The organism is Mycobacterium sp. NGS15 (assembly GCF_059813245.1).
Genome location: NZ_JCALEF010000001.1, coordinates 223,300 through 237,281 on the forward strand (window position 1 = coordinate 223,300; position 13,982 = coordinate 237,281).

Annotated in this window: 16 protein-coding genes; 7 read left to right on the top strand and 9 right to left on the bottom strand. The window is 63.8% G+C overall.

The genetic code is table 11. The annotated features are described in order from the left end of the window. Nucleotides 1–23: 23 nt before the first annotated feature. Nucleotides 24–1,184, bottom strand: a complete 1,161-nt coding sequence (locus tag AC5Y5C_RS01120) for an NAD(P)/FAD-dependent oxidoreductase (RefSeq protein ID WP_499968246.1) — start codon at nucleotides 1,182–1,184, stop codon at nucleotides 24–26. Nucleotides 1,185–1,258: 74 nt separating this feature from the next. On the opposite strand from AC5Y5C_RS01120, the gene AC5Y5C_RS01125 reads away from it, so the two are divergent. Continuing rightward, nucleotides 1,259–2,503: a M20 family metallopeptidase gene (locus AC5Y5C_RS01125; protein ID WP_499968248.1), complete on the top strand. Its 1,245-nt coding sequence runs from the start codon at nucleotides 1,259–1,261 to the stop codon at nucleotides 2,501–2,503. Between the two features lie 4 nt (nucleotides 2,504–2,507). On the opposite strand, the gene AC5Y5C_RS01130 is transcribed toward AC5Y5C_RS01125, so the two are convergent. Beyond that, the gene (locus AC5Y5C_RS01130; RefSeq protein ID WP_499968250.1) at nucleotides 2,508–3,158 is read right to left on the bottom strand and encodes a DsbA family protein; all 651 of its coding nucleotides are present in this window, start codon (nucleotides 3,156–3,158) and stop codon (nucleotides 2,508–2,510) included. Between the two features lie 22 nt (nucleotides 3,159–3,180). Then, nucleotides 3,181–3,672: a Dps family protein gene (locus tag AC5Y5C_RS01135; RefSeq protein WP_499968252.1), complete on the bottom strand. Its 492-nt coding sequence runs from the start codon at nucleotides 3,670–3,672 to the stop codon at nucleotides 3,181–3,183. A 58-nt stretch (nucleotides 3,673–3,730) separates the two neighbouring features. Between AC5Y5C_RS01135 and AC5Y5C_RS01140 the strand changes: the two genes are divergently transcribed. Further along, nucleotides 3,731–4,063 (top strand): dihydrofolate reductase family protein, encoded by a 333-nt coding sequence (locus AC5Y5C_RS01140; RefSeq protein ID WP_499968254.1) that lies wholly within the window; start codon nucleotides 3,731–3,733, stop codon nucleotides 4,061–4,063. Here AC5Y5C_RS01140 and AC5Y5C_RS01145 read toward each other — a convergent pair. Then, the gene (locus AC5Y5C_RS01145; protein ID WP_499968256.1) at nucleotides 3,990–4,910 is read right to left on the bottom strand and encodes a sigma-70 family RNA polymerase sigma factor; all 921 of its coding nucleotides are present in this window, start codon (nucleotides 4,908–4,910) and stop codon (nucleotides 3,990–3,992) included. The two genes, AC5Y5C_RS01140 and AC5Y5C_RS01145, sit on opposite strands and share 74 nt — an antisense overlap. A gap of 153 nt (nucleotides 4,911–5,063) precedes the next feature. Between AC5Y5C_RS01145 and AC5Y5C_RS01150 the strand changes: the two genes are divergently transcribed. After that, nucleotides 5,064–5,429, top strand: coding sequence for a DoxX family protein (locus AC5Y5C_RS01150; RefSeq protein WP_499968258.1), 366 nt, complete (start codon nucleotides 5,064–5,066; stop codon nucleotides 5,427–5,429). A gap of 18 nt (nucleotides 5,430–5,447) precedes the next feature. Here AC5Y5C_RS01150 and AC5Y5C_RS01155 read toward each other — a convergent pair whose 3' ends face one another. Further along, entirely contained in the window at nucleotides 5,448–6,302 is an 855-nt protein-coding gene (locus tag AC5Y5C_RS01155) for a LysR substrate-binding domain-containing protein (protein WP_499968260.1), read from the bottom strand. 72 nt (nucleotides 6,303–6,374) lie between these two features. Between AC5Y5C_RS01155 and AC5Y5C_RS01160 the strand changes: the two genes are divergently transcribed. From AC5Y5C_RS01160 to AC5Y5C_RS01170, 3 genes are all read left to right on the top strand, one after another. Further along, nucleotides 6,375–7,382: a bile acid:sodium symporter family protein gene (locus AC5Y5C_RS01160; protein ID WP_499968262.1), complete on the top strand. Its 1,008-nt coding sequence runs from the start codon at nucleotides 6,375–6,377 to the stop codon at nucleotides 7,380–7,382. Nucleotides 7,383–7,462: 80 nt separating this feature from the next. Then, nucleotides 7,463–8,227 (top strand): endonuclease VIII Nei2, encoded by a 765-nt coding sequence (nei2, locus tag AC5Y5C_RS01165; protein ID WP_499968264.1) that lies wholly within the window; start codon nucleotides 7,463–7,465, stop codon nucleotides 8,225–8,227. Nucleotides 8,228–8,329: 102 nt separating this feature from the next. Next, on the top strand, nucleotides 8,330–8,989 hold the full coding sequence (locus AC5Y5C_RS01170) for a restriction endonuclease (RefSeq protein WP_499968266.1): 660 nt from the start codon (nucleotides 8,330–8,332) through the stop codon (nucleotides 8,987–8,989). On the opposite strand, the gene AC5Y5C_RS01175 is transcribed toward AC5Y5C_RS01170, so the two are convergent. From AC5Y5C_RS01175 to AC5Y5C_RS01185, 3 genes are read right to left on the bottom strand one after another with little or no spacing between them, the layout of a single operon-like run. Then, a complete protein-coding gene (locus tag AC5Y5C_RS01175) occupies nucleotides 8,910–9,575 on the bottom strand; it encodes a DUF3159 domain-containing protein (RefSeq protein WP_499968268.1) in 666 nt (221 codons plus the stop codon). The two genes, AC5Y5C_RS01170 and AC5Y5C_RS01175, sit on opposite strands and share 80 nt — an antisense overlap. After that, nucleotides 9,572–11,449 carry a S9 family peptidase gene (locus AC5Y5C_RS01180; RefSeq protein WP_499968270.1) on the bottom strand — a complete coding sequence of 626 codons (1,878 nt, stop codon included), beginning with the start codon at nucleotides 11,447–11,449 and terminating at the stop codon, nucleotides 9,572–9,574. Before AC5Y5C_RS01180 ends, AC5Y5C_RS01175 begins: the two co-directional genes overlap by 4 nt. 48 nt (nucleotides 11,450–11,497) lie before the next feature. Continuing rightward, nucleotides 11,498–12,751, bottom strand: a complete 1,254-nt coding sequence (locus tag AC5Y5C_RS01185) for a calcium:cation antiporter family protein (RefSeq protein WP_499968272.1) — start codon at nucleotides 12,749–12,751, stop codon at nucleotides 11,498–11,500. 226 nt (nucleotides 12,752–12,977) lie between these two features. On the opposite strand from AC5Y5C_RS01185, the gene AC5Y5C_RS01190 reads away from it, so the two are divergent. Next, nucleotides 12,978–13,736, top strand: a complete 759-nt coding sequence (locus AC5Y5C_RS01190) for a helix-turn-helix domain-containing protein (protein WP_499968274.1) — start codon at nucleotides 12,978–12,980, stop codon at nucleotides 13,734–13,736. 18 nt (nucleotides 13,737–13,754) lie between these two features. Here the strand turns inward: AC5Y5C_RS01190 and AC5Y5C_RS01195 are convergent, their stop codons facing one another. Beyond that, the gene (locus AC5Y5C_RS01195) at nucleotides 13,755–13,955 is read right to left on the bottom strand and encodes a hypothetical protein (protein WP_499968276.1); all 201 of its coding nucleotides are present in this window, start codon (nucleotides 13,953–13,955) and stop codon (nucleotides 13,755–13,757) included. Nucleotides 13,956–13,982 lie beyond the last annotated feature (27 nt).

A 13,982-nucleotide genomic window follows, 5' to 3' on the forward strand; every position in this document is an offset into this window, starting at 1 on the left:
GTCCGGGAGCGCGGAAGTGGCTGCTAGGGGTGGGCGTGTAACGAATCGCGATTGGGTGCCAGCATCGAGGGCGTCAGGCCCCGCACGGCTAGCTCCTCGGGGAGGGGATTACCGGTGGCGAGTGCGGCACCCACCCGCGCAAGGGCTGGCGCCATCTGGATGCCGTAGCCGCCCTGGGCCGCGTACCAGAAGAAGCCCTCGACATCCGGGTCCTCACCCACCACGGGCGTGCGGTCTCCGGTGAAGCACCGCAGTCCGGCCCAGGCGGAGTTAACGCTCCGGATGCCAAGAGTGGTTGCATCGTTGATCATCCCGATTGCCCGGGCCATCTCCAGCTCGTCCGGTCGGGGGTCTCCGGGTGATTGCAGTGTCTCGTCGGCGGGCGAGCAGAGGAACTGAGCGCCATCGGGTTTGAAGTAGAAGCTGTCTGAGGCATCCAGTGTCATGGGAAGCGCGCCGGTGGAGTTCTCCTGCGGCGCGGACACCATGAACGCGGTGCGTCGAAGTGGCCGGATTCCTACCGGACGTGCGCCCATGGCGTGGGCGAGTTCATCGCACCACGCGCCGGCGGCGTTCACGACGGTTGCCGCGTCAAAGGTCCGTCCCGATGAGTCTCGCAGGACCCATCTGCCCTGATGCCGAGTGCTACTCACAATGGGAGCCGACTTGACGATGACTCCTCCGCGCCGGCGGAATCCGCGCACATAGCCCTGATGCAGACCGTGGACGTCGAGCTCCATCGGCGTGAGGTCGACCGCCGCCAACCGGATGTGCCCCGGACGCAGGTAGGGGTTGATCTGCTCGGCGACCGTGCCGTCCACCAACTCCGTGTGACAACCCTGCCGAGAGGCCTCGTGATGGAATCCGCGAAGCGCGTCCGCATGCGCTTCATCGGCGATGACCAACAGCGGCAAGGACGTCGCGAGTGGAGCCTCGAAACCTTCACGCGGGTCGGTGAAGAAGTCGCGGCTGGCCGTCGTCAACATTCGGATGAGGGAATTTCCGTAGTTCTCGATGAAGGTGGCGGCGGACCGTCCGGTCGTGTGAAACGCAAGGGTCGATTCACGTTCCAGTAGTGCGACGGTTCGATGTTCGGCCAGTTCGTAGGCAATCGATGCGCCCGACATCCCACCCCCGACGACGATGGTGTCGACGGAGAGTTCGGTATCGATGGATCGGCTCACGTATCCGAGGGTAGGTCGAGACGATCGCCGTATTGTCGAACTGAGTCGCAGAAGCACACAAAGTGGGAGGCCACATGGCGATCACGCTGCCCGACAACTGGGCTGACAACTTGGACAACTTGGCCGACTTCTACCGAGACCTGCATCAGCATCCGGAACTGTCGTTCCAAGAGCACCGCACCGCGAAGAAGATCCAGGAGACCATCGAGCCGCTCGGGCTGGAGGTGACGCCGGGTGTCGGCGGCACCGGAGTTGTCGCTGTGTTGCGCAATGGATCCGGTCCGGTGGTCTGGTTGCGCGCCGACTTCGATGCGCTCCCGGTGCAGGAGCAGACGGGCCTTCCCTATGCGAGCACCGCGCGCGCCACCAACCCTGAGGGCAAGGATGTTCCCGTCATGCATGCGTGCGGGCACGATATGCATGTCACCGCGTTGGTGGGCGCCCTTCGGCTTCTGGATGAACTCAAGGAGCAGTGGTCGGGAACGGTTGTCGCGGTCTTTCAGCCCGCCGAGGAAGTGGGCGGTGGCGCGTCGGCGATGATCGCCGACGGCATCCTCGATCGGTTCCCCAAGCCCGTGGTCGTTCTCGGTCAGCACGTCGGCCCGCTGCCGGCAGGAATGATCGCGTACAAGACGGGCACGGCGCTTGCTGCCTCGGATTCCCTCAAGATGCAGTTGTTCGGGCGGGGCGGGCATGGCTCGCAACCGGAATCGACAATTGATCCGGTGGTGATGGCCTCGAATGTGGTGCAGCGGCTGCAGACCATCGTGTCGCGCGAGCTGTCTCCGTTCGAGCCCGCGGTGGTCACCGTCGGATACCTGCACGCCGGGGCGAAGGACAACATCATCCCCGACGACGCCGAGCTCGGCATCAACGTCCGCACCTTTAACGAGGAGGTTCGCACAAAGACGTTGGCCTCCATCACACGGATCGCTCAGGCCGAGTCGACGGCCTCGGGTGCCGACAAGGAACCGGTAGTGACCTCGATGCACACTTTCCCGGTCACCGTCGTTGACGACGGCGCGATGCAGGCGATCGCCGCCGTGTTCCGGGAGCACTTCGGTGCCGACCGGGTGATCGAGTCTCCGAATCCGCTGGCAGGCAGCGAGGATGTCGGATTGTTCGGTACTGCCGCCGGTGCCCCCACCGCATTCTGGTTTTGGGGCGGGTACACACAGCAGCGCTTCGAAGACGCCGCGGCGGCCGGAAAGCCGGTGCCGTCCAACCATTCCCCGGAGTTCGCGCCGGTTCTGGAACCCACGCTCAGCACCGGGATCGAGGCGCTCACCGTGGCGGCGCTGTCATGGCTTACGCGTTAGTGCCTCACCGTGGAATCTTGTTGAGCCAGTTCGATTCCCCATCGACGGATTGGTTGTCGATCACGACCATGGGCACACCGGATTTGGGGAAGGCTCGCAGCAGCGGAAGGTTGTTCGCCGCGATGACGCGGGCGTCGAAGGGGACCGGCAGTCCGACCCGGATGAGGTCCTGCGCACTCTGCGGAGCATTGACGCGCTCGGCCAGCCCGGCGAGCTGGTCGTTGCTCAGGTCCGTGTCCCCTTCTTCCTCGGGCTGCTGATCCTTCGCGTAGATCTGCTGGATGAAGCGCCAGGTGGCGTCACTCGATCGTGACTGGTCGGCGACGACGAACGCTGCATAGATCGCGCGGCTGTCGTAACTGCCGCTGGCCGAGTACTTGTCGAGGAAGTCCACGAACCTGAGGTTGATGTGCAGCTTGCCGGATTCGATGCGCCGGCCAATCTCGTCACCTTGGCTTTGAACCATCTTTCCGCTGTAGGGGCACAGCGGATCCAAGTACAGATCGATCTGCCCGGGAGCCGCCGGATCACCGATGGAGAGGACATCGCCGGCGGGCGAGGCCTCGGCCGCATGAGCCAACCCGGTATTGGGCCCCCAGACCAGGACCGCAGTGAGTAGACCGATGATCGTCGCGAAGCGTTTCACAGCATGCATCGGTCCATCATCGCGTAGCCGGCTACACCTTCCGGTTCTCGGACTTGATCAGCCAGGCCAGCTTCTCCAGGCCGTCGATGAGCTGATGCAAGATGTCTGCGGTGCTCGGGTCCTCGCCGTCTACCGCATCATGTACCGCGCGCAGCGTCTTTACCGCCGCATAGATGCGGGTGGTGACCAGGTCGACGACGTCGCCGGTGCTGCGTTCGTAGGGAGGGAACTCCGGCAGTGTGGTGCTGGCCGCGACGGTGTCTGAGCGGCCATCGGGCAGCGCGTCGAGTGCGCGCATCCGCTCAGCGATGGTGTCGCTGGATTCGCGGGCGAAGTCGACAAGCTCGTCCAGCTGCAGGTGCAGATCGCGGAAATTGCTTCCCACGACGTTCCAGTGCGCCTGCTTGCCCTGCAGGTGAAGCTCGATCAGGTCGACCAGGACTTGTTGCAGGTGGCCGGTCAGTTCGGGGGATGCTTGGAAGTTCGTGACATCGGATTCGGCTGTGCGGGATGTGTTCGGCATGTCAAATGCAACCTCTTCTAATTTGGAACTATTCCAGATTAGAGAATCGGTTCTTGGTGTGCAGGCAAACCACTGCGCACCCCAGGCGCCGAGGTGGGCCATCAACGGGACACTACTTTCCAATTTCCTCAACGCCACCCCGCACGAGGCCGTGGAGCGTGCCTTCGAGGCCGCCGGCGGCAAGGACGTGCGGATCGGCGGGGGCGTGGCAACCGTTCGCGCATTCCTGGACGCCGGGCTCATCGATACCCTGCACGTCGCGGTCGCGCCGGTAGAGATCGGGCGCGGCGAGCGGTTGTGGGACAGCCCCGATGATCTCACCGACCGTTATTACCTGGAAAAGGTTCCGGCGGCTGGTGGTGTTGCGCAACATCTGTTTTGGCGCGACTGACGGTTTGCATCGACAGCTCGGAGGTGCTCCTTGAGTATGGAGCGATGTCTATACGAGTGACCAGTCCGTCGCGGATATCGATCCGGATGATCGCGAAGGGATGACCGCCCGGCGCGATGACAGCAGCCGGCCTCCCGGCGACGAGCAGTGGTGTCGCCACGGCGATGCGGTCGATGAAGGTGCGGGTCTCCTCGGCAACGGCCCGGGCACCGCGCACAAGCGTCGCTGCACCACTGGATATGAGGGTGCGGTCGACCGTCCGGACTACATCGGGTGCCATCAGGGTGATCAGGCGCTCGATATCGCCGCCGCGGGCCGCCGACAGGAAGGCATCGACGATCTCCAGCTGGTTCTCGACATCGCGGGCACTCAGGGGGTCTGCGCTGCTGAGCCGCAATCGCGCCCTGCTGGCGAGCTTCTTGGCGGAGACGGCGGTCGTATCGAGTACCGCGGCGATGTCCTCGAACGGCACGGAAAACAGGTCGTGCAGGACGTAGGCCACCCGCTGCTTGGGGGACAGTTCGTTGAGCAGCACGAGCATCGCGCGTGAAACCTGCTCGCGCTGGAGGAGGTCCTCGTCGGCCGCGAGCTGGCGATCTGGGATGTGCTCGGCAGCCAATGGAGTCTCGCCGCGGCGTTCGCGTGCCCTGAGCTGATCGAGGCAGAGCCGCGCAGTGACGGTGGTAAGCCACCCGTCGAGATTGTCCACCTGATTCGGCTCGGCGGACTGCGCCCGGATCCAGGCGGCTTGCACCGCGTCCTCCGCGTCGTGGCGTGAGCCCAAGATCCGGTGGGCCACGGACAGCAGCCGGGGCCGCGCGGACTCGAATCTTTCGACGAGATCCATGAGAGGTCACCTTTCCGTCATGTCGGTCGTCAAGAGGGTGAGGCGAGGCATTCAAACCGACGAGAAACCGACGAGATAGGAGGCACAAATGAGCGTACAGATGGTCCGGTTCGGCACCGCAACTCTTCACCGTGCTGGGAAGGTAGAGGGCTGATGTCCCTGCTTGAAGCCGGACTGTTGGCCACGACGGTTCTGTGCGTCGTCGCCAATGGATTCGAGGTGGTGGCCAAGGCGGTCAAGGCGCAGTTCGTGGTGCAGAACTCCGGTGAAGTGGGACTGGCACCGCGATGGATTCCCTATCTCGCGGTAGTCGAGGGTGCGGGGGTGGCCGGTCTGATCATCGGTCTTGCCGGCGTGCGTCCGATCGGTCTCGCTGCGGCAATTGGGTTGGCGGCGTTCTTCATTGGAGCCGTCGGTGCCCACATCCGCAGCAATGTGCTGCACAATATCGCGTTTCCGGGAGTGTTCCTGGCGCTTGCGGCGGGATCGGTCGCCTACTTCGCGCTACCGGCTGGCTAGGCCCTGACGCCTAGGCGATCATTGGTGTAATCGGTGAGTACTCGCGATGATCGCGTCGCAGAGTGCCTGCTCGGGTTCGGAAAGCACACTACGGCGGCGCAGTAGCACGAACTCCAGTTCGCCTAGGTCGGGCAGGCTGTCGTCGCTGACTCGGACAAGGCCTGCAGGCAAAAGGGATTCGGCGTGGGCGATGACGCCCATGCCTGCGAGCGCAGCCGCGCGCAAGCCCAGCTGGCTGTCGCTGACACAGGCGATGCGCCAGGTGCGGCCCTCCCGCTCGAGTGCTCGCAGGGCCGCGTGCCGCGTCAGGCTCGGCGGGGGATAGGTGACGATGGGCACCGGGTCGCGCACATCCTGTGTGTTGGGTCGCCCCGCCCACACCAGCTTGTCGCGCCAGAGCAACTCGCCATGCTTTTCACCCGGCAGCCGCTTGGCCACCATCAGGTCCAGCTCGCCCGCGGTCATGCGGGTCTTGAGGTATTCGCTCAGCCCGACGACGAGTTCGAGGTCCACGCCTGGGTGTGAGTTCTGGAACTCGACGAGGACATCGGGCAGCTCACGGGCCACCAGGTCGTCGGAGGCGCCGAGCCGGATGAGGCCGCTCAGTTCCGAACTCGCGAAATAGCGATCTGCCTGGGCTTGGGCATCGAGGATCGAGCGGGCGAAGCCGACCATCGCGGCGCCGTCGGCGGTCAGCGCCAGATTGCGGGTGTCGCGGCGGAACAGCTCGCGGCCGACGGCCTGCTCCAGTCGCGCGATGTGTCCGCTCACCGTTGATTGGCGTAGCCCCAGAATGCGGCCCGCAGCGGTGAAGCCGCCTGCGCGTTCAACTGTCAGAAAAGTGCGAAGCAACTCGGGGTCCAACACCATCATCACGGTACTCGTTCAGAGATATCACTTCTATCAGCTTTCATAATCAGTATCGGGGCTCGTACGGTGGCCTGTGTGACATGGCTGGCCAAACTCCGCATCGACGGCTTCTTGCTGGGGCTGTTCGTTGCCATGGGAATTGGGCTGCTCCTGCCGGTGCGCGGGGAGGCTGCCGACGTACTGGATTGGGCGACCAAGATCGCCATCGCCGTGCTGTTCTTCCTCTACGGGACCCGGCTGGAACCGCGTGAGGCACTCGAGGGTCTGAAGCATTGGAAATTGCACACCACGGTGCTGGCCGCGACCTATGTGCTGTTCCCGCTACTGGGGCTGGCGATGCGGCTGTTGGTGCCGTCGGTGCTGACCGACGACCTCTACACGGGCGTGCTGTACTTGTGCCTGCTGCCCTCGACGGTGCAGTCCTCGATTGCCTTCACGTCCATCGCCCGCGGCAATGTCGGTGCCGCAGTGGTGAGTGCCTCGCTGTCGAATATGTTGGGCGTCTTTATGACTCCTGTCCTGGTGATGCTTCTCATGCAGACCACCGGTGAGGCGACGGTCTCGCCGACGGCGATCCTGGAGATCGTGGTGCAGCTGCTGCTGCCCTTTGCCGCCGGCCAGTTGTTGCGGCCCAAGCTGTATCGGATTCTTTCCCACACCACGCTCACCAAGGTCGTTGACCGTGGCTCGGTCTACTTGGTGGTCTATGCGGCGTTCAGTGCCGGGATGGCCGAGCACGTCTGGCAGGGCCTGCGGATCTCCCGGCTGTTGGCAGTCGTCGCAGTCAGCATCGTGCTGCTGGCGGTTGTGTTGGGAGTCACGGCGGGGGTGGCGCGGCTATTCCGGTTCGACCGGGCAGACCGAATCGTCGTGATCTTCTGCGGGTCCAAAAAGAGTTTGGCGACCGGATTGCCGATGGCTACCGTGCTGTTCGCGGGACACCCCGTGGGCCTGATCGTGTTGCCGCTGATGATCTTCCACCAGATCCAATTGATCACCTGCGCGGCGCTGGCCGGGCGGTGGGGGCGGCCCCAGAGCTCAGATGCAGTGACCGTTGGAGGTGAGACCGTCTCTGCTGCCTGACCTTTGCGCATCGGCCGGTGTGCTATCGCTTCGGCGCGGGATTGGGTAGCCTGTGACGGCTAGCGCGAGGAGGCATCGGAATGCCAGAAGGCGACACGGTTTTCCGAACGGCGCAGCGTCTGGCCGATGCACTGGCCGGTCGGGTACTCACTGGCTGCGATATCCGCGTTCCACGCTTCGCAACCGTCGACGTGAGTGGGGAACGCGTTGACGACGTGGTTGCGCGCGGAAAGCATCTGTTCATTCGCGTCGGCTGGGCCAGCATTCATTCGCATCTGAAGATGGATGGCAGCTGGCGGATCGTGTCCGCCCAGGGGCCCGTACCCACGTGGGACCATCGAATCAGAGCGGTACTGAGGACAGACGACTCAGTGGCTCTCGGAATCAGCTTGGGCGTATTGAATGTGGTCGAGAGGGGGCGGGAAAACGACATCGTGGGTCATCTCGGCCCGGACTTGCTTGGGGCAGACTGGGATCCTGCCGTCGCGTTGGAGCGACTCATGGCGCGGGCAGATGATGAGCTGGGTGCGACACTTCTCGACCAGAGGGTCATGGCGGGCATCGGCAACGTGTACTGCAACGAACTGTGCTTTCTGGCCGGCTTGCTGCCCACAACTGCGGTGAGAGTCCTGGCTGATCCCGCGGGTTTCGTCGAGCGTGCCCATGTGTTGTTGCATGCGAACAAGGACAACCACCGCAGGACAACGACCGGTGACCCGCGCCCCGGCCGCGAGCTGTGGGTTTACGGCCGACATGGAAAGCCCTGCCGCCGTTGCGGAACCAGGATCTCACGCGATCAGGCCATGCCGCGCGTGGCGTATTGGTGCCCTACGTGCCAGCGGTGACGTGGCACCGCGCACGCGGGCACCAGTAACGCCCCGGTGTCGGAGGGCTGGCTTAAAGTTCATCCAATGATGCTGCGGCGTTTCAGACGGAGGGCTGCTCGTATGCGGCGGCGCCTGTCGGGCGCGTTGGTCGCGCTGATCATCATGGTGTTGGCGGGGCCGGTCATCGCGCTGACCGTGTGGCCGGGTGCTCTGGTGTACCGCAACACGGGGGACCCAGCGCTCGCGGCCTTGGCGCAGGTCGGCTATCTGGCGTCGCCCTATGCCGTGTACCTGATCTTGCGTGGTATGGGATGGGGTCTGCGAGGACTCGGCGACGCGATTGTTCGGCGCCGGTATGAGGCCCGACTACGAAGGTACACAACGCTGTCGGGGCTTTCCGAGATCGACGAGATGTCCGGCCTCGATTTCGAGACGTTTGTCGCGGCCCGTATGCACAGCGCCGGATGGCATATCGAGACCACTCCCGCATCCAGCGATTACGGCGTTGACTTGATAGCCACGAGTCGGCGCGATGTCGTTGCCGTCCAATGCAAGCGTTACTCGAAAACGGTGGGCGTCAGGGCTGTTCAAGAGGTCGTAGCGGGCGCGCGGCACTACGACTGCACCCGCGCCCTAGTCGTCAGCAATCAGGATTTCACCCGTCAGGCCCAGGTGCTGGCCGCGACCAGTAAGTGTGAACTCATCGGCCGCGATCGCCTTCCGCGCTGGCTGAATCAGAGTGAGATCCCCGCCTATTCGAACGCCGAACCGCCCAGATGACCACCAGGAGCGCCATGCCGAAAAGCGGGTAGCCCATGGCGATACGTGCGAAGGCCAGCCATCCCACTGAGTCCTGGGTATACAGCCATTCCTGCACAACGAATCTGGACGCAAATACCGCCGCTAGGGCCAGCGTCGCCACCGCGTAGGCAAACCGCGACGGTTTGTCTTCGCGCCAGCGCTGCCCGGTGCCGGTGACACCGTGCCAGATGACTCCCACAAGCGGCCAGCCCACCAGCACCGAGGCCAGGAAGACCGTTGCGGCGATGAGATTGGTCCAAATACCCATGAGGAAAAAGCCTTTGGCCGACCCGATCTGATAGGCGATAGCCGCCGAGATCGCAACCCCGAACAACCCGGAGATCGCAGGTTGTAGCGGCTGGTTGCGCAACCACCGCCAAGCGGCAACTGCCGCCGCGGTCGCCATGGATATCCAGATCGCTCCGGACAAACCAAAAGCGCTGTTGCCCAGAGCAAACGTCACACTCGGTAGACCGGCGTAGATGAGGCCGGGTAGACCACCGGCCTGTTCGAGCAGCGTGGGCTTGCGTTCGGACCCCTCGGAGAGCTCAGAAACCTCGGTCACCGTACCTGCCGTCCGCCCAGATGCTGGGCCAGGAATCGTTCGGTCGCGCGGTACAGGTCGATCTGATTCTCCGGATTCAGGAACCCGTGCCCCTCGTCCTCTTTAACCATGTATTCGACCTCGACGCCACGAGCACGTAGTGCCGCCACAATGTTGTCGGATTCGGCCTGGACCACGCGAACATCGTTGGCGCCCTGCGCAACCAGCAGCGGGGTGCGAATCTGATCCACCCTGCTGATGGGCGATCGGGCGAGCATGTCGGCTTCCTGCTCGGCTACGGCGGGATCGCCGACGTAGCGGTACCAGTTGTTGGTCAGGTTCGGCCGCACAAACGGCGGCAGGGTCCGCATGAAATTGGCGAGGTTCGAGATGCCGACGTAGTCGATGGCGGCCGCGAAGACGTCGGGTGTGAAGGTGACGCCCACCAGCGCGGAGTACCCACCGTACGAGCCGCCGAAGATCGCGACCCGGCTCGGATCCGCATAGCCCTGCTTGACCGCCCAGTCGACGGCGTCGATCAGGTCGTCGTGCATTCTGCCCGCGAATTCACCGATGGCCGCCTTCGTGAAGGCCTTTCCATAGCCGGTGGATCCGCGGAAGTTGACCTGCAGCACCGCGTATCCGCGGTTGGCAAGTAACTGCACCGACGGATCGAATCCCCAGCTGTCACGGTGCCACGGACCACCGTGGACCACCAACACCAGTGGGAGCCCTGCGGGTTCCACACCAACGGGCAGAGTCAGGTATGAGTGCAGATCCAAGCCGTCGCGCGAGGCGATCGTCACCGGCGTCATGGGTGCCATTGACGACGGATCCAGGTGCGGGTACGGACGGAACAGCTGCCTGCTTTCGCCCTTTTCGTGGTCGTAGAGATAGGTGACACCGGGATCCCGGTCATGGGTAAAACTGACTACCCAGCGTTGGCCGTCCTCGTCGGAGGAGATCTCCGCAAGGTCGCCATCCGAGAGCTCCTGGAGCTTCTCGAGCACCGGAGCGAAATCCGGATCGAGGACCCGGATTTCCTGCCGCTCGCCGAGATAACGAACGGCTAGCAGCTCGCCAGTCTTCCGGTGCCGGATGAGGGCTGGTGCCAGGCCGAGGGCAGCGGACAGATCGAACGCCGGGTGGCTATCGAGTACGGTCTCGTCACCGGTGGCCAGGTCGAGCCGGACCAGACGCGTGCGATCGGTGTCGCGGCTGGAACCCATCCACAACCCGGTACCGTCCGGTGTCATCTGGGTCGGGTGCATGCCGACCGGGTAGTCCGCACCGTCGTATACGACGAGAGATTCCAGCGCCCCGGACTCGTATCGAGAGAACTCGATATCCCCTTCAGGTGTCAGCGATTGCGTGAAGACTTCATGATGAGGGCCGCAGAACCAGGCCATGACGTCGCCGGGGTTCTCTGCGAGCATGGTCAGCTCACCGGATGCGATATCGAGCTCGTAGAGGTCGATGTGGTCGATCCTGCGGCGGTTCAGCTGGACGTACAACTTCCCGGGACGGCCGTGCGGCTGCTCCAGACCCAGCAGCCGCACGCCGGGATACGGCGTCAGATCGACAGCCGGAGCGTCCGCGTCGTCCAGGTCCACCCGGTACAGGTGCCAGTTCTCGTCGCCACCGGAGTCCTGCACGTACAGCAGCCAGCGGGGGTCGTTGACCCAGAGAAATCCCGTGACGCTGCGGGTCTCGTCGCGCGTGACGCACTGTGCTTCGGTCGTGCTGTCGCCGTCGACGGCTTGCACCCATACGTTGAGGCGATTCTTCCGTGGCGCCAGGTACGCGATCCGGGTTCCGTCCGGTGATATCGACGCGGACGTGCGAACCGGCGGATCGAAGAACTCCTCGACGGTGATGAGCTCGGGCAGCGCCATGTGCGGTCCTCTCGGTGTAGCGAAGTAACACCAGGAGAAACTATGCCGCTACGGCACAGTCAACTGCCGCGTCGCTGACCTGCTAAAGGGTGCCCGAATTGTCGCGATGACGTGCCGGCGGTTGACGATCAAGCCGGCGATCGCCAAGACGCCGTACACACCGCACAGGATGAGCCGGCCGTGGGTTGAGGTGATGGGGAACTGGATCACGAACAGCGCCAGTAGCGCCCATGCCGTGCCGCGGTGGAACCGCAGAGCGAGGATCAGAGCCACGCCCATCATGGTTTGCGTTGCGGTCAGCAGGGTTTCTTCGACTTGACGGGCATCGAGCATCAAGGAGTACCCGCCGCCGCCCGCGAGATGGGCGATCGGCAGTGAACCAATCAGGAGTGTCCACTGGTTGACCTTTGACGAGATCAACGTGGCGATGGCTGCCGTTCCCTTGCCGCGGGCGGCGAATATCGCGGCGATGATGAATTCGGGTGCTTCTGACGCCAGCGGTGCGAGCCACTGCACCAGGAGGAACTGGTCGATACCCAATTGTGTTCCGGCGCTTACCAGGCTGTTGGCGAAGGGCTCAGCACACAACAGGATGATCGATGCGGCGAGGATGAACATCGTGACAACGGTGCTGCGGCGCATGTGCTTGGGCAGCATCCCGATGGCTGCGGCGGTGCCCACCAGGTTCGGTTCCTCGGCTTCGCCGCGGCTGATCGTGAACAGGTAGAACCCGAACCACGCCAGCAGTGCAATGCCCAGCACGAGGTGAATCTGGCCGCTCGCCGGTATCACGAACGCCACCACGCCCGCCATGAGCAGGAACCCAAGCTCGATGCGGTTGGACGGCTCCAATGACAGCAGGTGGGTGGAGCGTCCGGATGTCTTGCGGGCCACCGCGAGTGCGATGAGAACGACGACGGGCCAGCCCAGCCCCATCAACAACCTGTTCGAGCCGGTCATGTTCGCCGCGGCGTATTGGCTGTACTCGGGGACCTGGCCGGAGACGTAGGCGTAGTAGAGATCGACGGCGTATTCGGGCAGTACCGCGATCAAAGCCAGCACCGCGATCGCGAGGCCACCGGAGACGTCGATCTGTGCGGCCTCTGCCGCCCACGCCAAGACAAAACTGGCGGCCACCACCGCGGCACCGTAGATCACGAGAGCTGCTACCGGGTTCGGGTGCAACCCACCGATCCGTGTGATCAGGGCGGGCGCCATGAACAGCGCTGTGATGAACACCGATCGGAGCAGCTGGCGACGTAATCCACCAGGCACGGGGGGCGCACTGGCGGTGGTCTGCACGGGACCAAGTTAGCACCGCCAAGCACGCCCAGCAACAGATCGATATCCCTGCGTGATGAGCGTGAAACCCGAAAATTACCAGCTAGTAGGCACCGTTATGAATTCTTCGGCTACCCTAACGCGAATGTGTGGCAAACCGGATGGTGCCACGCGTCGAGTAGTCGCTGATGAGGCGAGGGTTTCGTGTGTTGACCATGCCGTAGCGGCATAGTGTCGAGTGGGAGTTATGCCAGGGGATGCAGGAGGAGTGAGCGTGGGTTGGAGCACGCGAGAGCTTGCCGAGCTCGCCGGCATCAGCCTGCGCGCGGTGCGCCACTATCACGACATCGGCCTGCTTACCGAGCCCGAACGCTGGTCCAATGGCTACAAGAGTTATGGCGTCGCGCATTTGGTACGGGTCCTGCAGATCAAACGCCTCACGGGTCTGGGCCTCTCCCTGAAGCAGATCGCGGAGATGGATGAGGCCAACGAGGACCCGCGCGAGGCACTGCGCGCGCTCGATGCGGAGCTGGCTGCCACCATCGAGCGGCTGCAGCGGGTGCGCGACGAGCTCGGGCAGATACTGGCCAGCGAGGTGGCGGCTGATCTGCCGCCCGAATTCGGCTCCGCGGCCGTCAATATGGACCTCTCCGACACTGACCGCTCGCTGGCTTTCGTCATGTCCAGGGTGCTTGGCCCTGTTGGGCTGCAGGCCTTTATCGGGATGTTCCTGGACCAGCAAGACCGCGACCTCGATCACGAGCTGGAAAACCTGTCGGCTGACGCTGACGAGCAGACCCGCGCCGATCTGGCCGAGCGGATGTCTCTGCAGACCCGCAAGTTGTACGCCGATCATCCGGGGATGCTCAACTCGACCGCGGACGCTCCCCGCGGTCAACAGTTCGCCGAACGCACCGTGGCCAGAGCACTATTGGATCTGTTCAATCCTGCGCAACTCGACGTGCTGGTTCGAGTGGGTACCGCGATCCGAGCAGAGCCCGGCTGAGCGGTTCAGCGGCGGCGGTCAGGGGCTTGGTTGCGGGATGTTGCATTGACTGACTGTTGGATTGAGTCCCGCGTAATTGAGAGGACCGGCGAGCACGGTCAGCGCGATTGTTCCCGCGCTGGCACAGGTTTGTGGGCTGTTGGTGAAGTATCCGCGTTGAGCGACGGCGATCGCCCCCACAATCAACCACACCGCCACCAGTATTCCGGCGTATCGCATGGCGTTCTCCTGCTCTTTCAACCGGCA